Raw genomic sequence first — 20,525 nt, 5'->3', positions numbered from 1 at the left:
TACGCGAGAGGATTAAAGCATATAAAATGCCAAGTGTAGACAAAAAACTGGTTGTACCTATTTCTTACACTAATGTCTCACGCCCTAAAGAACTGATTAGTTGGACAATTTATCACGAATTAGTTCAAATTGTCTGGCAAAAATAGTGGCCCAATTGGCACTCTTGGCAATTCAAATTCTGCTGGATAATCAACATCAACCAGATAGAGGCCTGCTGCCTTCGCTGTTGCTCCCGCAAGCTTGCGATCTTTCACTTCGAGCAACCACTTTATCCACTCTGGTTTCTGTTCCCCGCGGCCAACACAGATAAGGCTTCCGGTAATATTACGCACCATATGATGAACAAAGGCATTCGCCTTGATATCAATCACTACGTATTGTCCGTGACGAGTCACATCCAAGTGCATAATGTTACGCCAAGGGCTACGGGACTGGCAGTGTACCGCTCTGAACGACGTGAAGTCGTTCTCACCCAACAAATATTGACCAGCTTGGTGCATCTTCTCAGCATCTAACTCGCCGTGATAGTGGCTAACACCAGAGGACATAATGCCTGGTCGGAATGCGCTATTAAAAATGATGTATCGATAACGCCGTGCTGTAGCGGAAAAACGAGCATGGAACTCTTCAGGCACCTCTTTTGCCCAACGAACTGCAATATCATTCGGTAGATTGGCATTGACACCCATTGTCCACGCAACCATTTTTCGGCTGGCGCTAGTGTCAAAATGGACCACTTGACCCGTTCCATGAACGCCCGCATCAGTGCGCCCTGCACACTGCACTTCTACAGGATGGTTTGCAACGATACTCAGAGCACGCTCAAGTTTCTCTTGTACGCTTTTCACTTCTTTTTGTCGCTGCCAACCATAGTAATGAGTACCGTTATACTCAATACCTAACGCAATTCTCATCAGGGTGTTCTCTTTGAAAATGGGGCGGGAAGTATAAACATTTTTGCAAAAAAAGATAAGGGGGCTCAGCGCCCCCTTGTAGATTACTCATTCATCGACCGTTGATCGCATCGATTAAGTTTTTCGCCTCTCGGCGAATCTCGTCGCTACCATCCACAATAGCCTCTTCTAGCAACTTAATTGCGCCTTGAGCATCATTCATCTCAATGTAGATTTTAGCTAAATCAAGTTTGCCAGACGCCTCTGAATTGTTGTCAACATCAACATCTCCGGTATCCCCGATAACGTCTGGGAAGTCACTTAACCCGACATCAAGCTTCAACTCTTCTTCTTCAAAGCTTTGCTGCTCTTCTTTTTCAACCTCAGCCATCAGCTCATCAATGGTACGGAACTCTCCTTCTTGCGGATTGAAATCACCCAGCTCTTCTTGGTCTTCCCAGTTTTCATCTAAGATTTGAGCTTGTTCAGGACGATTACCATCATCCCAGACACCCTGTTGATCTTCCGGTATATCATCAGTAATTTGAGCTTGTTGTTCAGGGGATAAACTAAAGCCGTTCCAGTCTTCTCCCCCCACTTCCAGCATGGCTTCAATATCCATCCCTGCACTATCAGAAGTGACTGAATCGACAGGTTTATCAAAGTCAAAGCTAGCAGTTTGTTCTGGTTCACTTTCAGAAAGCAATTCATTAAATGCAGCTTCATTGAAAGCGTGATGCGCCAATTCCTCGGCTTCATCAGAACGATCCATGGCCTCAGATGGAATCTCTTCAAGAGATGGTAGTTCGAGCTCATCAAGTTTGAAGTCAACATCATCAGAACCACTATCGAACGCTTCGGCTAACGCATCTTGTTCGTCAAATTCAGGCAAGTCCCGCTCGTTGACTTCAAGAGATTCCTCCTGTTGAACAGTATTTACTTCAGGGTCTAGTTCCTCAATTGCGTCCGCCGACGCTCCTTGTTCTATATATCCTGGAATGTCTAAGTCATCGAGCTCTAGCGAGCCCTTTGACTCGGAAGGAGAAGATTCGAGTTCAGCTTCTTCAGTAACATCTACTAGTGCGTCTTCTTCGCTGTATTCTGGGAGATCTAAATCATCCAGTTCTAACGATTCTTCAGGCTCAGCGACAGGTGCTTCAAGCTCTGACTCTTCAGCAACATCCGCTAGTGCATCTTCTTCGCTGTATTCTGGAATATCTAAATCATCCAGTTCTAACGATTCTTCAGATTCAACGGCAGGTGCTTCAAGCTCTGACTCTTCAGCAACATCCGCTAGTGCGTCTTCTTCGCTGTATTCAGGTAACTCTAAATCATCCAGCGCTAAAGACTCTTCTGACTCAGCGATAGGCGCTTCATGCTCTGGCTCTTCGGCAACATCCGCTAGCGCATCTTCTTCACTGTATTCTGGAAGATCTAAATCGTCTAAGGCTAACGACTCTTCAGGTTCAGCGATAGGTGCTTCAAGTTCAGGCTCTTCGGCAACGTCTGCTAGTGCGTCTTCTTCGCTGTATTCTGGAAGATCTAAATCGTCTAAGGCTAACGACTCTTCAGGTTCAGCGACAGGTGCTTCAAGCTCTGGCTCTTCGGCAACATCTGCCAGTGCGTCTTCTTCGCTGTATTCTGGAAGTTCTATATCATCCAGTTCTAACGATTCTTCAGATTCAACGACAGATGCTTCAAGTTCAGGCTCTTCTGCAACATCTGCCAGTGCGTCTTCTTCGCTGTATTTTGGAAGATCTACATCATCCAGTTCTAACGATTCTTCAGATTCAGCAGCAGGTGCTTCAAGCTCTGGCTCTTCGGCAACATCCGCTAGTGCGTCTTCTTCGCTGTATTCTGGAAGATCTAAATCGTCTAAGGCTAACGACTCTTCAGGTTCAGCGACAGGTGCTTCAAGCTCTGGCTCTTCAGCAACGTCTGCTAGCGCGTCTTCTTCGCTGTATTCTGGAAGATCTAAATCATCCAGTTCTAATGAATCTTCAGATTCAACGGCAGGTGCTTCAAGCTCCGGCTCTTCGGCAACATCGGCCAGCGCATCTTCTTCGCTGTATTCTGGAAGTTCTATATCATCCAGTTCTAATGATTCTTCAGATTCAACGGCAGGAGCTTCAAGCTCAGGCTCTTCAGCAACGTCTGCTAGCGCGTCTTCTTCGCTGTATTCTGGAAGATCTAAATCATCCAGTTCTAATGAATCTTCAGATTCAACGGCAGGTGCTTCAAGTTCAGGCTCTTCTGCAACATCCGCTAGCGCGTCTTCTTCGCTGTATTCTGGAAGTTCTATATCATCCAGTTCTAACGATTCTTCAGATTCAACAACAGGTGCTTCAAGTTCTGGTTCTTCGGCAACGTCTGCTAGTGCACCTTCTTCGCTGTATTCTGGAAGATCTAAATCGTCTAGGGCTAACGACTCTTCAGGTTCAGCGACAAGTGCTTCAAGTTCTGGCTCTTCGGCAACGTCTGCTAGTGCATCTTCTTCGCTGTACTCTGGAAGCTCTATGTCATCCAGTTCCAATGAATCTTCTGACTCAGCAACAGGCGCTTCAAGCTCCGGCTCTTCTGCAACATCCGCTAGTGCGTCTTCTTCGTTGTACTCTGGAAGCTCTATGTCGTCCAGTTCCAATGAATCTTCTGACTCAGCAACAGGCGCTTCAAGCTCCGGCTCTTCTGCAACATCCGCTAGTGCGTCTTCTTCGCTGTATTCTGGAAGATCTAAATCATCCAGCGCTAGCGACTCTTCTGACTCAGCGGCAGGTGCTTCAAGCTCTGGCTCTTCAGCAGCAGGCGTATCAGCCATGAGATCATCAGATATTGCTTCGGACGCTTCATCTTCAATCAGCCAATCATCATCTTCCGGAACCCCAAATTCATTTGGAATAGCTTCAGGCATTGGGGCCGCTGATTGTTCTATTGCTGGTTCTGGAGTCTCTGGAGTCTCTGGAGTCTCTGGAGTCTCTGGAGTCTCTGGAGTCTCTGGAGTCTCTGGAGTCTCTGGAGTCTCTGGAGTCTCTGGAGTCTCTGGAGTCTCTGGAGTCTCTGGAGTCTCTGGAGTCTCTGGAGTCTCTGGAGTCTCTGGAGTCTCTGGAGTCTCTGGAGTCTCTGGAGTCTCTGGAGTCTCTGGAGTCTCTGGAGTCTCTGGAGTCTCTGGAGTCTCTGGAGTCTCTGGAGTCTCTGGAGTCTCTGGAGTCTCTGGAGTCTCTGGAGTCTCTGGAGTCTCTTCAGATGGTGTGTCCGTTTGCTCCTGCTGAGCAAGTAAATCTTCCTCAACAGGCGCATTTTCTTCAGCAGCAATGGCAGTACTCTCATCTAACTCTGCTGAAGAAGTAACCGGAACTTCATGACTCTCTTCCAGTTCAGAACTTGGGTTTTCGACTTCATCAATAGCAGACGTCAGCCAATCATCTTCGTGCTCGGACTCCGAACCCGTAGCTTCCGGCTCATCGAGTTCAAGTGGTTCTACATCGCTTGAAAGAGCATCCTGATTTTCGTCCTCAGCCAAATCAAACTCAGACTCTTCGGCTAATTCAGGGTTTTCCACCTCATCAATCGCTGAAGTCAGCCAATCATCCTCTTCTGGCTCTGGCTCTGGCTCTGGCTCTGGCTCTGGCTCTGGCTCTGGCTCTGGCTCTGGCTCTGGCTCTGGCTCTGGCTCTGGCTCTGGCTCTGGCTCTGGCTCTGGCTCTGGCTCTGGCTCTGCAAAGTTTGAATCATCTTCAGGTTGCGGTGCAACAGCTTCCTCAGATACTGCTTCACTTAAATCGGGTTCATCCAAATCAAGCTCATCGAGCAATGGATCACCTTCGGGCGCAGCGCTCAACATGTCATCGATAAAATCTTCACTGGAGAATTTATCTGTACCAGCAATGTCATCCAAAGACTCAACAGCGTCAGCAAGCGCAACATCTTGGTTCAACTCATTGCTCAGAGTGAGATCTTCATTCTCTTCCTCTACCGATTCATCGCTCTGCTTTTCAATCTCTAGCAACTCTTCAAACAGGTCGGTGCCTTCATCACCGAGTTCTTCAGTAACTTGCTGTTGTTGCTCAGATTGTGTCTCGAATAAATCATCCAGTAACTCTGTACTATCTTCAAGTGAGCTTACATCTTGGGTATGATCATCAGACAAAAACTCATCAAGTGTTTCGGTTGACTCTGCATCAAGCTCATTGCTGTCATCGGTGATCAGTTCATCGAAGACATTATCATCGCTAAGATCGAGATCGTCGCTTAAGAAGTCATCTAGCGCCTTATCTGAACTAGGATCTGTCTCCTCACCATCATCAATCAGCTCATCGAGTAAGTCTGTACTGTTTTCACTGACTTCTGGTGTTGGCTCTTCCACCATTTCATCCAGAAGCGCAGTCTCATCAAGTGCTTCAGCTTCAAGCTTTTCTAGGTCTGCCTGAGCTTCCACTTGAGCAAAGAGGTCATCAATTTCGCTATCTGACGCTAGACTAGGCTCATCTGTATCGGTGCTCCCAGCATCATCATCACTCAGATCAAAGCCACCATCAGCCTCATCAAGCAACGAGTCAAAGTCCAGATCGTCACTCGTATCATCAGTGTCACTTTCATTGAACAAGTCGTCTAACAGTGACTGATCCAACTCATCGGTGCCAAGATCTTCCGAGTCTCCATCTGATGCCAGCAGTGAGTCTAGCTCGTCTTGAGAAATCTCATCGTCATCATCTGATAAATCAAATTCACCTTCTGGTGACTCATCCTCAATAACAACTTCATCCAGGGCTCGCTCCATTTCTTCAAGGCCCAGTGCTTTATCTTCGCTATTCACACTGATGCCATTGGAGCTCATATCCATATCGGCAAGCGCTTCGTCTAGCTCGCCATCGTCCCCGATGCCCGCGAATGGGTCTTCGCCATCTTCACCTTCAAGATTGAAATCGAGATCGTTATCTTCTAAGTCGGCAAAGACATCTACTTCGCCATCTTCTTTACCTTCATCTAAACCAGAATCATCCGAGAACAACTCTTCTTCATCGTCGGTTGATTCACCAAACAAGTCATCATCAAGCAGTAAATCATCATCCACTTCTTCATTAAGAGAATCCGGAGCGATTGGCGCAACAGGTTCAGCGGTTTGTTCGGTCGCGGTTTGTGCTTCTGAATCTTCTTTCTTACGGCGACCCAGCAAGATCATGATCAGCAAGCCAATCAGCAAGCCTGGGATGATAGCCAGCGCAGCGACAAGCCAAGTATTAGAGAGCAGTTCATCGAGCGGAGAGGGTTGCATTTTCTGCTCTTCGGCAAGTCGCAGACGTTCCGCTTCGAGTAATTTTTCTACCTCATTGCGAATGCGAGACTCATCACCCAGCTCATCTTTCAGCACATCCACTTCGGACTGAACATCAGCCAACATCAAGCGCAACTTATGATTTTTCTCTTCCAGAGCCATCAACTCGCCTTCTGAACTTTCGAGTTGTTTCTCCAAAGTCGAAACTTGCGCTTTTTGCTCTTGCTTGGCTATTTTTGCTAAATCCGCATTTGGCTGCATTGCCGGTTTGGTATCATCCATCATTGGCTTTTCAGCGTCAGATGGTTTCATTTCTTCAGGTTGTTGCTGAGGCGAGGTTTGCGGGGTTGGGCGAGAAACCGCAGGAATATCCGTCAAGCGTGCTTGATGGGCCGCCATAACATTGACAGCTTCTTGTGTCGAAACGCTTTGAACTTGAGCCAACGAAGGAATTCGTAGTGTACTGCCTGGAATAAGCTCGTGGATGTTTTGATTTTCAAACGCTTGAGGGTTTAGCTGATACACAGCAAGTAACGTTTGTTGTACAGAAACGCTAGCTGATGGACGCAAACGGCTGGCAATAGCCCAAAGTGTTTCTTGAGAAGTAGTTGGTCCATAAAAGCGAGAAGGCTCGTTGTTACGCAGATCTTGGGGGACAAAATCAGAATATTGCGGCGATGCTTGTATCTCGCCGTCAGGTCCCTTAAGGCGAATAGTTTCTGCACTAACAATCGATGTCTGAGTCACGGCTACTAATGCAACAGGCAGCAGCAGACGCTTAAAAATTCGAAGCATAGAAGGCTCAGCTATGTGCTCAATAAATTTTAATGTAATGATCTGTTAAATATATCGGATAAACACGCTAAAACTATAGGTGCATAGCTAAAAAATGTGTGGCTGCCGCCATATTCGCACTAATCTCACACTAAATTTAGGAATCTGATTAAAAAAGCCTCACACGATGGTGAGGCTTTGCTATAAGTGTTAATAATACGCTCAGTAGTAATCGCGAATCAGAACTTCTGCAATCTGAACCGCATTGGTTGCTGCGCCTTTGCGAACGTTATCTGCTACAACCCACAAGTTGATACCACTATGGTGGCTGATATCGTTGCGAATACGACCAACCATCACGTGATCTTTACCACCCGCATCACGAACCTGTGTCGGGAAATCTTCACCATGGAACACTTCAACCCCCTCGGTCTGCTCTAATAAATTAGCCACTTCATGAGCATCAATAGGTGCACGAGTTTCGATATGAAGTGCTTCCGCATGACCATAGAAAACAGGCACTCGCACACAAGTCGGGTTAACCGTGATTGACGAGTCATTAAAGATTTTCTGCGTTTCCCACACCATTTTCATCTCTTCTTTGGTGTAGCCATTTTCCATAAACTGGTCAATTTGCGGCAGACAGTTAAAAGCAATTTGCTGTGAGAACTGCTCATTTTCAGCCGGCATGCCATTAAGCAGCTTAGCAGTTTGGCCTGCCAACTCATCGATACCAGATTTACCAGCGCCAGAAACGGATTGGTAAGTCGAGACATTAATACGATCGATGCCCACGGCATCATGAATCGGCTTAAGTGCTACCAACATTTGAATCGTCGAACAGTTCGGGTTAGCGATGATATTGCGGTTACGGAACTCGGCAATCGCTTCAGGATTAACCTCAGGCACAACCAAAGGAATGTCATACTCATAACGGAAGTTAGAGGTATTATCGATGACAATCACCCCTTCATCGGCGGCGATTGGCGCCCACTTAGCCGATAGTTCTCCTCCAGCGGAAAACAGGCCGATGTGTACCTGAGACCAATCAAAGTTCTCAACGTTTTCGACTTTGATGGTTTTGCCATTAAAACGGTAAGTCTTGCCTTCACTGCGTTCACTGGCTAGCAGAAAAAGGTCACCAACAGGAAACTTACGTTCCTGCAGTACTTCGAGAATTGTTTCACCGACTGCGCCGGTCGCACCTAAAATGGCAACGTTATATTGCTGGCTCATTGACTTACCTCAATTTGAAAACCTAATTTCGCTAGTGGTTGCAGGTTAGCCTCTGCATTTCCTCTTAGCGTGACTGCACTATATTCACGGCGATCCCAGTAGTTCTTACGCATCAAGTCAAACGCACCGGTTTGACTGATTTCACGACGGAACAATGCATCGTCTTTACGCACATCATAGACAAGTTGCGTCAGATTGTGCAGCGTGGCTTCTTCCCAAGCTCTGTCCAATACTAACTCCGGCACTGGAGCTGTAGGCAGAAGTTCACTGGCATGTGCACGTAAATCGTTATTCAGAAACTCGCAGAAGCTATTAAAAATCATCGTTGTCCCGCGAGCTTTCCCCTCTAAACCATAACCGGCAACATGGGGGGTTGCGAATGCTAGCAGAGGCAGAAGCTCCATATCAACCTCTGGCTCGAATTCGAACACATCCAATGCCGCAATAAAGCCATCTTGTTTTCTCAGACGAGCTTTCAACGCAGCGTTGTCAACGACTGGCCCGCGCGCCGCATTGATTAAAATTTGGTCACCACGTAACTTATTCAACACAGTTTCATTGATTAGATGATGAGTCGGAAAATCACCATCACGGGTGATTGGAGTATGAGTCGTAATGATATCCGCTTGCTCAAACAATGCATCTAACGGGGTGAAATTACGCTCATCTCCCGCCGCTTGCTTAGGTGGATCATTGATAAGCACCTTAATACCGATGCCTTCCAAACATTGCTGTAGATAACTACCCACCTGACCTGCGCCAATAATTCCAACGGTTTTATCAAATACTGAAAAGCCTTGTTGCTGCGCAAGTACCATCATAACGCTGAACGCATACTCAGCTACACCGACTTTGTTGCACCCAGGTGCCGCGGTGAAAAAGATGCCTTTCTCTTTAAGTAACGCCTGATCAACATGATCCATACCAGCGGTTGCTGTTCCAACAAACTTCAGTCGATTCGCTTTAGAAATAAGCTCTGCATTCACTTTAGTAACAGAGCGAATCATCAACGCATCTACATCGACCAAGTCATCGGCGTTCAGAGTACGTCCGGATTTTAAAACAACCTCGCCCAGCTGGCTAAAAAGCTGCTCAGCATAAGGCATATTTTCATCAATTAGGATTTTCATGGCTTAAGAGATTTGATTTGAGAATTGCAGTGATTGTGCAGAAAAGCGCTGTCTCTGTCGAGCACTAGCGGCAGAAAGAAAAATGCCCGGCATAAGCCGGGCAAAGTTCCAGAACAAAAGGATCCCGACCCGCTCTCCATGGGTCAGAGTCTGCGTCTGTTCAACTACGTTTTGTATCAAAGCGTAGTCAAGCTCTGGAAACCTGTGTACTGGGAAACCCCAGCCGTTCAGTTAGCCTTGGTATTTTTTGATAACCAATGTTGCGTTTGTACCACCAAAACCAAAGCTGTTTGACATTACTGTTGTCAATTCTGCATCACGTGTTTCAGTCACGATGTCTAGGCCTTGAGCCGCTTCATCCAGATTTTCAACGTTCACGCTTGGTGCGATGAAGTTGTTGTCTAGCATTAGCGTAGAGTAAATCGCTTCATGTACGCCAGCCGCACCAAGAGCATGACCTGTCATCGCTTTTGTCGCAGAAATTGCTGGGCTGTTGTCACCAAACAGTTCTTGAATAGCGCCTAGCTCTTTTACGTCACCAACTGGTGTTGATGTACCGTGCGTGTTCACGTAGTCAATTGCGTCTACGTCTTGCATCGCCATCTTCATACAACGCACTGCGCCTTCACCTGATGGAGCAACCATGTCGTAGCCATCAGACGTCGCGCCATAGCCAACGATCTCACCGTAGATTTTCGCGCCACGAGCCAGAGCGTGTTCTAGCTCTTCGATAACCAGCATGCCGCCGCCACCAGAGATAACGAAACCATCACGATCAGCATCGTAAGTACGAGAAGCTTTATCTGGCGTTTCGTTGTACTTAGTAGATAGTGCGCCCATCGCGTCAAACATCATAGTTTGAGACCAATCTAGCTCTTCACCACCACCAGCGAATACGATGTCTTGCTTACCAAGCTGGATAAGCTCCATTGCGTGACCAACACAGTGTGCAGAAGTGGCACACGCTGAACTCATTGAGTAGTTTACGCCACGGATTTTAAATGGCGTTGCAAGACACGCAGAAACTGTAGAGGACATAGTACGAGGAACCATGTAAGGGCCCACACGTTTCACGCCTTTTGCACGCATAGTATCTACTGCCAATGCTTGGTTCAGTGCAGAAGCACCACCAGAGCCAGCTACGATACCTGTGCGGTCATTAGAAACCTGTTCTTCAGTCAGGCCAGCATCTTCGATTGCCTGCTGCATTGATAGGTATGCATACGCAGCCGCATCACCCATAAAGCGCATCTGTTTACGGTCAATATGCTCTGATGGGTTGATTTTCAGATCACCCCAAACCTGTGAACGTAGACCTTGTTCTTTAAACTGCTCAGAGGCAGTAATGCCAGATTTACCTGCTTTTAGAGACGCTAAAACTTCTTCGACGTTGTTACCGATACTTGAAACAATACCCATACCGGTGATTACGACTCGTTTCATTATGACATTCCTATAATTCAAAAATCTGCTAGATGATAACTAAGTTACCTGTGAAAAGTGGTCAGCTTTCCCAGAAAACCGTACAATCGCCACAACTTTATCGTCTTCATCACAAAAATTCAGACATTATGACCTCAATTACCAATGCTCAGCTGGGCTGGAACGATGCCGGAACCCCAGTATCAGACCAGTTTGATGACGTTTATTTTTCCAACGTAAACGGCCTTGAAGAGACCCGCTACGTCTTTCTTCATCAAAATCATCTGCCACAAAGATGGCAAGATTATGACCAGCGTCGTTTTGTCATCGGAGAAACAGGCTTTGGTACAGGTCTGAATTTCCTCGCAGTTTGGCAATGGTTTGAAGAATTTAGGCGTCAAAACCCGGATGCGCCACTAAAAGAGCTGCATTTTGTGAGTTTCGAAAAGTACCCTCTGAGTAAAGATGACCTGATTAAAGCTCACCAAGCTTGGCCGGAACTGGCTGAATACGCAAGAAAATTACAGCAATATTATCCGATTGCGGTTCCAGAGTGCCACCGAATTGTCCTTGAAGACGGCGCGATAACCCTAGACCTATGGTTTGGTGATATAAAAGATTGCATGCCAAAAGTCCCTGTTGGTGAACAAGGGTTGATTGATGCATGGTTTCTTGATGGTTTTGCTCCCAGCAAGAATCCTGAAATGTGGAATCAAGAACTGTTCGATGGCATGGCCAAACTCGCTAAGCAAGATTGTACCTGTGCCACTTTCACTGCGGCGGGCTTCGTGCGACGTGGGTTGATTGAAGCCGGTTTCGAAATGAAAAAAGTCAAAGGCTTTGGCACCAAACGTGACATGATTGCCGGACACCTAGCCCAGCGGGAGCCTCACACTAACCATAAGCCTTGGTTCCATCGCGATAGTAGTGGCTCGACTCAGTCCGTAGCGATTATTGGCGGAGGTATTGCCAGTGCCACTTTAGCAACAACGCTCATCCGCCGAGGAATAAAAGTAACCCTATATTGCCAAGACTCCGAAGCCGCGCAAGGAGCGTCGGGTAATCGTCAGGGTGCAGTCTACCCACTACTGAATGGTTCGCACACAGGTGTCTCTCGCGTATTTGCTCCGGCTTTTTTGTTTGCTCGCCAGTTTATTGAACAAGCGGCTCAATCAACTAACTTTGACCATGATTGGTGTGGCGTGACTCAACTGATGTGGGATGAAAAATCACAAGCCAAGCTGGAACGCATGTTGAGTGGTAATTTTGATAATGGTCTTATCCGCCAACTTAGCGTTGAACAAACCAACCAAATACTTGGTTTGCCGGTTAATATGGGCAGCGTGCATTACCCACTTGGCGGATGGCTATGCCCAGCTCAGTTTACTCAAGAGTTGATTGAACATTTATCCCAAACTCCACTGTTTGAAGGACGTTATCAAACTAAGATAGACGATATGCGTTGGGATGAAGAACACGCTAGCTGGACATTAAGCAGCGGTGACAAAACCTTCACTCACGATACTGTTGTGGTAGCCAATGGTCATCAGTTCAGTGAATTACCTCAGACGAAAGACGTACCTCTTGGTCAGGTTAAAGGTCAGGTGAGCCATATTCCGACCAACAGTGAGCTCAGCAAACTCAAAACGGTGCTTTGCTACGACGGCTATATGACGCCGGTAAACCCGAATAACGGATTTCATTGCATTGGTGCGAGCTACGACAGAGAGAATCTGAATCGTGAGTTTGACCCCGTCGCCCAACAAGGTAACGGAGACAAGCTACGTAAATGTGTCCCAGAACAAAGCTGGCCCCACCAAGTCGACACCTCAGGTAACCAATCACGCCAGGGTATTCGTTGTGTGAGCCGAGACCACTTGCCATTTATTGGCAGTGTCGGAGATTTAGACAAAACCAAGCAGGTTTACCACAATCTGCAAACCACTAAGCTGGAAGACGCAGAAAAAGCGCCGTCTTACCCTAACCTATTCTGTATGCTTGGTCTGGGATCGCGCGGCTTAAGCTCCGCACCGCTCTTAGCAGAAACCTTAGCTTCACAGATATGTGGTGACCCACTACCGCTACCAGTGGATGTATTGGAAGAGCTTCATCCAAGCCGTATGTGGGTAAGAAAATTGAGAAAAGGCAAAGCCATCACTGAGCTCTAAAGTGACAAAGAGAGCTTACCGAGTCATTCCCTATAAGCTCTCTGTCTTAAGATCAGCGTAACGTTGATACTGCAGCTTTGACTTGCTCAGCCACTTCCTGACTTTTAAATGACCCGGACTCCAAGTCAAAATTGTCGTAAAAGCTTGGAATAGATACAGAGGCTTTCACTTCAGCACCAAAGTATGGAGCAGAACCTGTAGCAGCAGCTAAAACATTAGACGCACCGCCAGGGCCTGGTGATGTAGACAGGTAAATGGCTGGCTTATTGGCAAATACGTTACGCTCAATACGTGTTGCCCAATCAAACAGGTTTTTATACGCAGCAGGGTAAGAACCATTGTGCTCTGCGAAAGAAATAATCAACGCATCAGCCTGAGCAATGTCCTCCAAAAACGCTTTTGCTTCCTCAGCCTGACCAATTTCCTTTTCTTTATCTTCACTAAACAGCGGAACATCGTAGCTGTTAAGATCCAAGATAGTCACATCTGCTCCTTCAACTAGATGAGCAGCATAAGTTGCTAACGTTTTGTTGATAGACGTTGAGCTGGTTGAAGCTCCAAAAGCGACGATTTTCATAATTCTGTCTCCTGACTCTCTCCTTACTATGTACAGAAGAGCATATCCAGCGAACAGAAAACCAACAACTATAAAATGTTTAAGGGCTTGTTCGAAATATTCGAACAAGCCCTTAATAAAAAGATATCTGTAGAGGTTAGGCTTGATTGACTAACTCTAACCATAGGTCGTTGACGATAGTGCGATCGGCAGGACTCAATTCGGAACGTGCGTCATCCAGACTGCCTTGAATACGTACTTTCAGTTCTTCTATATCATTGACGCCTTCTTCTTCACACGAAGCAGCAGATAGAGAAATATGTCCACGTAGGTACCCACCAGCAAACAACTCATCATCAGATGCGGTCTCAATACGCGCATCAATCATTTCTAGTAGCTTCTCTTCAAATTCAATAATCATAATGCTCTATTGCCCGGGTCAGTTTGATTCTCAAAAAGAATGCAGAGCTTCTCACATTGAGAAAATTAACGCAAACCCTAGTTATATCAAGGGCTGGCAGCATGGCACGCGCTGTGCACTTCCTCAACTATTCAACGAAGTTCAGCGAGGAAGAACCCATGAAAAGAAAACAAACGGCTTTAAACATATCGGTGGTAGCCAGTGCTTTGTTCCAAGCATCATTCGCCTTTGCAGAGACACCATTCACCTCGTGTCCGACTCAAGCATTTTTGATTCAGAATCCAACAGGCACGCCAGTCGCCTATGGTGTCAACATCGACGTCGGTAGCTACGTCACACTGGATTCCAATTTAGATACTGCAAAGCTAAATGGTGTGGGTTATAGCAAACATGACGACTTCATTTACGGCTGGGATTATGGCACAGCCTCACTTTCTCGCATTGATTCCACCTTTACAAAAACGTTGCTCAATGTCAGCAAGCCATCTGGTGCCCCTACTTCTATCTACGTTGGTGACGTATCTCTTGATGAGAACGCCTGGTACGGCTATAGACCTAATTACGGGCTCTACAAAATTGATTTAGATACTCTTGTCATGGAGCTTTCATCACCGCCTAGCCAATTCGGTAATCCTTCAATATACGATTTGGCCTTTCATCCTGACAACAGCCTGGCTTATTCCATCGATTCAAATGGTTACCTTTGGGAGATTGATGTCAACGCTGGCACTTCCAATCGACTAAACCAACTGTTAGATAAAAATGTACTCGGATATCGCTTTACTTTTGGTGCGGTCTATTTCGATGTCGATGGTAATTTCTACGCCAGCAACAACAGCAATGGGTATGTCTTCAAAGTAACTATCAATGGAAACAGCTCCAACGCAGAATTTTTTGCTTATGGCCCTTCCAGTAATTCCAACGATGGTGCTCGCTGTGCTCTCGCTCCAGTCGAACCCAGTGAATACACCGATTTCGGCGATGCGCCAGACAGTTACAAAACGACTTTCGCTTCTTCTGGTGCGCGTCATGGTATGTCAGATCTTAAGTTAGGTTCTGTTATTGATGGAGAGACCGACGGTAGCCCATATCCGCTCAGTGATGATACTTCAGATGGTTCGGACGATGATGACGGTATCCAATTCCCCGTCCCAATTCAGGTGGGACAAACCAGTAAAATCATCGCAACGGCTGCAGGTACATCTGACAGTTCAGTGCTCAATGCTTGGATTGATTTCGACCGAGATGGTGAGTTTGAGTCTAACGAAATCATCATCAGCGACCAATCGATGAACGATAGCACTGGCGACATCTTCTTTACTGTGCCAACTTGGGCTGTCACCGGAGAGACTTGGGCTCGATTCAGAATTTCCAACACATCGGGCATTGGTCCAAGCGGCGGTGTTCCCGCGGGTGAGGTGGAAGACTACCTAGTCGACATCACGGAGAGCGGTGTAGTGACCGAACTATACCCCAGCGGTGGTGGTTATACTTCTTTCGCCTATGAAGATCAGTACCCAAGAAGCGGCGACTATGACATGAACGACGTCCTGATGAACGTTAAATACACGGAGTACCAGCTCAACGACCAAGTCATTCGCATGAAGATTGAAGGTCAGGTCGCCGCTCTCGGCGGTAACTACCACTCAGGTTTTGCTATTCGATTGCCTAATGTCGCAAAAGAAGACGTTAAATCAGATTCAGTACAACTTTACGTGAATAACGAGTTGCAAACCGCGACCGTACTAGAAACAGACACTGTCGACGCGGTATTCATCATTCACGAAGACTTGTGGGATATTACTGAGCCTGGTGAAGCTGAAGAGTGCACTATGTTCCGAACTCAAGAAAACTGCGGAACGAGTTATCGTCCAAGCTGGAGCCTCACCTTTTCGTTTGAAAATGCAGTCGACACATCAACCATGCCAGAATTCCCGTATGACCCATTTATATTTGCAGCACCTGGTCATTATTACGGTGATATTGGTTATCAGTTGACAGGCGGGTTCCCAGGACGAGGTTTAGAAATTCACCTCAAAAACCAATCCCCGACCAGTAAGTTTGACACGCGATACAAGTCTTACGGTGTCGATGCATCAAGTGGCGATACCCACTACCACGATGACAAAGGTCTACCTTGGGGTATAGAAATCCCTACAACCTGGCAGCATCCATACGAACAGGTCAATATTTTAGAGGCTTACACCAAATTTGACGATTACGCCGAAGACGCCACAGGTCAAACTGAACCGACCTGGTACGAAACTTCTGTAGACGGCAAAATTTATATCGACTAAAGGAGAAACGATTATGTGGAATATCAAACTGACGCACTTATTTGCAATGGTAATACTTGTTTCTCTCTCCGGCTGTGGCGGCGGCGGAGGTGGTGAAGGAGGCTCTTCAGGTTCATCAACGGGCTCTTCAGCCGCTGCAGCATCAACCGATGAAGATTCCAACACTTTGGCCGATGTGCGTATCGATTATGACAATAATCTTTCTTCGGTGTATCAGGTCGACATAGATGTCAGCCTACCTCACCTTTCAGCCTCTCAGGTTTACATCTCCGTCTGTGATAATGCTGGGGGGAACGTGGAGTCTGTTGACTATGACAAGTGCCTTTTGAAAGCTGCGTTGCAATCCGGAACAGGCAGTTATCAACTACGAGTACCTAATCATTGCGAATCATTGATTGCGGTAGTTTCCGTCATGGAACCCAACACTGCGCCATTGGTCTATACGCTCAATCACAACAACCAAGCCGAATCGACTTGGCTCATTCAGTAACGAAAAGCAAACCAGCCGCATACTGCGGCTGGTTTTACATTACTTCAAACATGGAATAATCCAGCGCAGGCTGTTGATAAAAAGACCGTAATGCATCTGAAAGCATACGAACACGCAGTGGCATACCCTGCTCAAATATCTTGCCGACTTCCGTATGAACTTTGTGCATAAAGGCTAAACGATCAGGTTCAAAGTCTCCGTTTAAGTTGTCACAGCTCACTGTAAACGGAAAACCTGCGCTAAGAGAGAGGATCCACTCATACGCCTGAGGTCGAATTTCTACTTTCTCAAACTCAGCCTGAACCGCTTCAGTGCGTCCATCCGGTTCGTACCAATAGCCGAAATCCTCTAATAAGCGACGCTCTGGTCCTGCGACACACCAATGCGCGATTTCGTGAAGTGCTGACGCATAGAAACCACGAGCAAAAATAATCCGGTGATTAGGCTGACTGTCATCCGCTGGCAGGTAAATAGGCTCGTCGCCCCCTAACTCCAAACGCGTATTATATTCACTTAGAAAAGTGGCGTTAAAAATGTTGATCAGATCCTGATATTTGTGGCTCATGGGGATAAAATCATGGTTTAAATTACAGCGCTCGGCATTCTCGCATTTTTGATCCCAATTGCAAATCCCTACACCAACTACTGACATTAGAAATAATTATGCGAAAGCCCCCTTCACATTCATAAAATCTCATTCGTCACAGATCACATTTCCCACTAAACTGCCTTTTATTGGTTACAGAATGGCAAATTTCCAATCCGCTAGTCACGTAGGGCAAAACAATGTTATTGAGCATTTTATATATCATTGGCATCACGGCTGAAGCCATGACCGGCGCACTCAGTGCAGGTCGAAGAAAAATGGATTGGTTTGGGGTTATGCTCGTTGCGAGTGCAACAGCGATTGGCGGTGGAACAGTGCGCGATATCCTCCTCGGCCACTACCCGCTCGGCTGGGTAGAGAATCCACAATTTCTCGCGATCACCTGTATTGCGGGCGTGCTAACCACGGGATTAGCCAAATGGATCATCAAGTTTAAAGGGTTGTTCATTCGCCTCGATGCGCTGGGCCTGATTGTGTTTAGCATAATCGGTACTAAAGTGGCGTTAGCAATGGGCCATCATGCAATGATCTGTATGGTAGCGGCACTGGTAACAGGCGTTTTTGGTGGGCTATTACGTGACTTAATCTGCCGTCAAACACCGCTTGTATTGCACGAAGAGTTATACGCGTCTGTCGCCCTGATTGCTTCAGGCCTTTACTTAGCCTTGCTGGAGTTTGGTATTAATGACGTCACCGCGACCATCTCAACGCTAGTCGTAGGCTACATGCTGCGCATGGCTGCGGTTCGCTTTAAATGGCGTCTGCCTTCATTCCACCTAGAGACTGAAGGTTCTCTGCACTAATTCACAACGCCCCACTCTCGGGGCGTTTTATTCTCTAGCTTGTCGCCTATCTATGAATAATATTCGCCCGAATATTTACCGCTAAGAATCATTTGTGAGCCAACTTGGATTTACCACCAAAACCTGCCATCGAAGCGCGATTGTGCGATGAAAGTACATTCAAGTATTCTGCAAATCTCTTCATTGGTTTAATAACGCCTCTTCAAAACGACGTACTTGCTCACCAATCGCTAACATATTGATGCAACTTTCAATTATGAGTGCGTGACGGGTTAATTATCCGTTAATTTGTCCTGTGACCTTTTGCACAAACACAGCAGACGACTTATTTTACTCTGGTCACCCGCAAGGAAGAGTCCGACTTCACTATCGTTAATCTCTCTCCATTCTTTTCCTTGCCGTCACTTAAAATAAGCTGAAAGGTCTGAAGATGAGAAACAAACAACGTATTACCCTATCGGCAATAACGCTAGCCGTCATCTTGGCTGGCTGTAGTTCCACGCCAAAAACAAATGATGCTTCCACCCAGCTGACGGCACTACTTGACAGCTACCAACATGAATCACAATCTCTGGATAGCACTCACTTTGGTATCATCAATGATCAGATGGCTGCCGCACGTCAGTCTTTGGATCGTATCTATCTCGACAAGCTTCTTGAAATAGAAAGAAGCGCTTTAACCGATGAAGAAAAGGTCTATTACGACACGTTCCGCTTTGACCGCACCATTGCGATTCGTGGTGCAAGCTTCGCCAATACACGTTTTGGCAACTTCGATGTCCCAGTCACGCATTTTTACAACTACATCCAGTGGAATGCCGAAGAAGCGGGCGCTGCGATTGATGATTCAGACAGTGAACAAACGTACCAAGATCAACTTACCATACTCAAAGAGTACACTTCCTGGGTCAGGGGCTTACACAGCCAATACCAGCAAGCTACGCAGCAGGGTATTCAACTACCCGCCATTCTTGCTGAGCGCCTATATCAAAACAGCGTGGACACGATTAGCTACAATAATTTTGCCATGCTCAAGATAGGATTAAACGACTTAAAAACTCAGTCAGGGTATACGCCAACTTTTATCAATCAATACACGCAGGAAGTTGAGAAAGCACAGCGGGCAACCCAAGAGCTGTTAGCGTATCTACACAATCAGTACGTTAAAAGCGCTCGCGGTGAAGGCCAACTCACCGACAAGAATATTGGCTGGGGTGATTTACCCAATGGGCAGAGCTGGTATCAGTGGCACCTAGACCGAAACAGTACTACCGGAAAGTCAGCCGCCGAGTTACATAATATGGGTGAACAACTGGTCGCAGAAGCTAAAGCGGAAATGATTCGCGTGGCAAAAGTGGTGGTGGCCAAGCGCGGTTCCATCGTGGAAGCTGCGTATCGTGATCCAGCAACAGGAGACGTTTCACCTCGGACGTTTGAACTCGCGACGGACTCAGGTCAGATCAATCTCGGCGAGTTTTTTAAATACCTCAACAGCGAGCAATTCTTTTATGGCCGAGATGGTCTACAAACAACAAACAAGCAATACGCAGCAGTCTGCAGCAGCGCGTCCTCTCCTTCTGCCTGTGAAAACGCGCTGACAGACTATTACGTGTTTAAAGACAATGCCAACGGTGTCGTTGCCAGCTATTTTAAACCTATCGAAGCCGACTACACCATAGAGCCAACCCCTGCTGAAAGCGAGATGTATGATGGTGTGGCCTCTTACGATAACAATGTGTTCACTCTCAACACTAACCCAGATTACAGCCTGCAAAAATGGAATGTCTCGACCTTGCTGTTACATGAAGCGGCGCCTGGTCATCATTTCCAAAACGCGTACGCGCAGGAATACCCACCTGCTAATCTGCCCGATTATATGCAGGATATCTGGTACACCGCCTATGGTGAAGGTTGGGCGCTCTACACCGAGTGGCTTGGTATCGAAATGGGCATTTATGGAGAGCTTAACGAGCAGAATCAGCCGACGTTTGTTAACGGCAAAGGCATGTGCGCTCCCAACACTGACTATAGCCAGTTCCAAGGTGGAATCTATACGGATGAGCAAGAGTGTAACGCCCTACAGTACTTTGGCAGTCTAAACGAAGCACAGCTGAGGAATATGCGATTGGCGGTCGATACCGGCATTCACGCTAACGGCTGGAGTATTCAGCAAGCACGCGATTATATGCACGCCAACTCCGCGCTCGGCGAAGGTGATATAGAGTCAGAAAGCTTCCGCTACGCCGCCTATGTCGGTCAGGCGGTTTCTTATAAGTCCGGTTATCTGGTTATCCGAGAATTGCTTGAAAAGGCTCAACAAGAGCTAGGAGATAAGTTTGAATACGCTGAATTCCACGACCAACTGCTACGCTACGGGCAGCAACCGATGGAAGTGATGAAAAGCAACATCAACAACTGGATTTCAGCAAAACAATAAGCCTAATTAAAAACGGCTTCCT

At 46.8% G+C, this 20,525-nt stretch carries 13 protein-coding genes; 5 read left to right on the top strand and 8 right to left on the bottom strand.

Features of this window, described 5'->3' with window-relative positions:
* Window positions 1–119 precede the first annotated feature (119 nt).
* The 5 genes from truA to fabB form a co-directional block, all read right to left on the bottom strand.
* Window positions 120–914, bottom strand: coding sequence for a tRNA pseudouridine(38-40) synthase TruA (truA, locus tag FIU99_RS04400; protein ID WP_006959464.1), 795 nt, complete (start codon window positions 912–914; stop codon window positions 120–122).
* Between the two features lie 91 nt (window positions 915–1,005).
* A complete protein-coding gene (locus FIU99_RS04395; RefSeq protein WP_152472050.1) occupies window positions 1,006–6,957 on the bottom strand; it encodes a FimV/HubP family polar landmark protein in 5,952 nt (1,983 codons plus the stop codon).
* Window positions 6,958–7,158: 201 nt separating this feature from the next.
* Window positions 7,159–8,172 carry an aspartate-semialdehyde dehydrogenase gene (locus tag FIU99_RS04390; protein ID WP_006959466.1) on the bottom strand — a complete coding sequence of 338 codons (1,014 nt, stop codon included), beginning with the start codon at window positions 8,170–8,172 and terminating at the stop codon, window positions 7,159–7,161.
* Complete coding sequence (locus FIU99_RS04385) at window positions 8,169–9,302, bottom strand: 4-phosphoerythronate dehydrogenase (RefSeq protein WP_006959467.1); 1,134 nt, start codon at window positions 9,300–9,302, stop codon at window positions 8,169–8,171. The genes FIU99_RS04390 and FIU99_RS04385 overlap by 4 nt, the downstream gene beginning before the upstream one ends.
* Window positions 9,303–9,533: 231 nt before the next feature.
* Window positions 9,534–10,745: a beta-ketoacyl-ACP synthase I gene (gene fabB, locus FIU99_RS04375; protein ID WP_006959468.1), complete on the bottom strand. Its 1,212-nt coding sequence runs from the start codon at window positions 10,743–10,745 to the stop codon at window positions 9,534–9,536.
* A gap of 128 nt (window positions 10,746–10,873) precedes the next feature.
* Between fabB and mnmC the strand changes: the two genes are divergently transcribed.
* Complete coding sequence (gene mnmC / locus FIU99_RS04370) at window positions 10,874–12,892, top strand: bifunctional tRNA (5-methylaminomethyl-2-thiouridine)(34)-methyltransferase MnmD/FAD-dependent 5-carboxymethylaminomethyl-2-thiouridine(34) oxidoreductase MnmC (protein ID WP_039951783.1); 2,019 nt, start codon at window positions 10,874–10,876, stop codon at window positions 12,890–12,892.
* 52 nt (window positions 12,893–12,944) lie between these two features.
* Here the strand turns inward: mnmC and FIU99_RS04365 are convergent, their stop codons facing one another.
* Together FIU99_RS04365 and FIU99_RS04360 are read right to left on the bottom strand one after the other, a co-directional pair.
* The gene (locus tag FIU99_RS04365; protein WP_006959470.1) at window positions 12,945–13,469 is read right to left on the bottom strand and encodes an NADPH-dependent FMN reductase; all 525 of its coding nucleotides are present in this window, start codon (window positions 13,467–13,469) and stop codon (window positions 12,945–12,947) included.
* Window positions 13,470–13,605: 136 nt separating this feature from the next.
* Window positions 13,606–13,869, bottom strand: a complete 264-nt coding sequence (locus tag FIU99_RS04360; protein WP_006959471.1) for a YfcL family protein — start codon at window positions 13,867–13,869, stop codon at window positions 13,606–13,608.
* Window positions 13,870–14,027: 158 nt separating this feature from the next.
* Here FIU99_RS04360 and FIU99_RS04355 point away from each other — a divergent pair, with 158 nt between their 5' ends.
* Together FIU99_RS04355 and FIU99_RS04350 are read left to right on the top strand one after the other, a co-directional pair.
* Window positions 14,028–16,166 carry an LruC domain-containing protein gene (locus tag FIU99_RS04355; RefSeq protein ID WP_006959472.1) on the top strand — a complete coding sequence of 713 codons (2,139 nt, stop codon included), beginning with the start codon at window positions 14,028–14,030 and terminating at the stop codon, window positions 16,164–16,166.
* 13 nt (window positions 16,167–16,179) lie between these two features.
* A complete protein-coding gene (locus FIU99_RS04350; RefSeq protein WP_006959473.1) occupies window positions 16,180–16,656 on the top strand; it encodes a hypothetical protein in 477 nt (158 codons plus the stop codon).
* 34 nt (window positions 16,657–16,690) lie between these two features.
* On the opposite strand, the gene FIU99_RS04345 is transcribed toward FIU99_RS04350, so the two are convergent.
* Entirely contained in the window at window positions 16,691–17,221 is a 531-nt protein-coding gene (locus FIU99_RS04345) for an elongation factor P hydroxylase (RefSeq protein WP_006959474.1), read from the bottom strand.
* A gap of 221 nt (window positions 17,222–17,442) precedes the next feature.
* Here FIU99_RS04345 and FIU99_RS04340 point away from each other — a divergent pair, with 221 nt between their 5' ends.
* Complete coding sequence (locus FIU99_RS04340) at window positions 17,443–18,066, top strand: trimeric intracellular cation channel family protein (RefSeq protein WP_006959475.1); 624 nt, start codon at window positions 17,443–17,445, stop codon at window positions 18,064–18,066.
* A gap of 430 nt (window positions 18,067–18,496) precedes the next feature.
* A complete protein-coding gene (locus FIU99_RS04335; RefSeq protein WP_006959477.1) occupies window positions 18,497–20,503 on the top strand; it encodes a DUF885 family protein in 2,007 nt (668 codons plus the stop codon).
* Window positions 20,504–20,525: the final 22 nt, after the last annotated feature.

This window comes from Vibrio sp. THAF64 (genome assembly GCF_009363455.1).
Taxonomy (GTDB): domain Bacteria; phylum Pseudomonadota; class Gammaproteobacteria; order Enterobacterales; family Vibrionaceae; genus Vibrio; species Vibrio coralliilyticus.
This window is presented reverse-complemented; position numbering and strand designations above follow the sequence as displayed.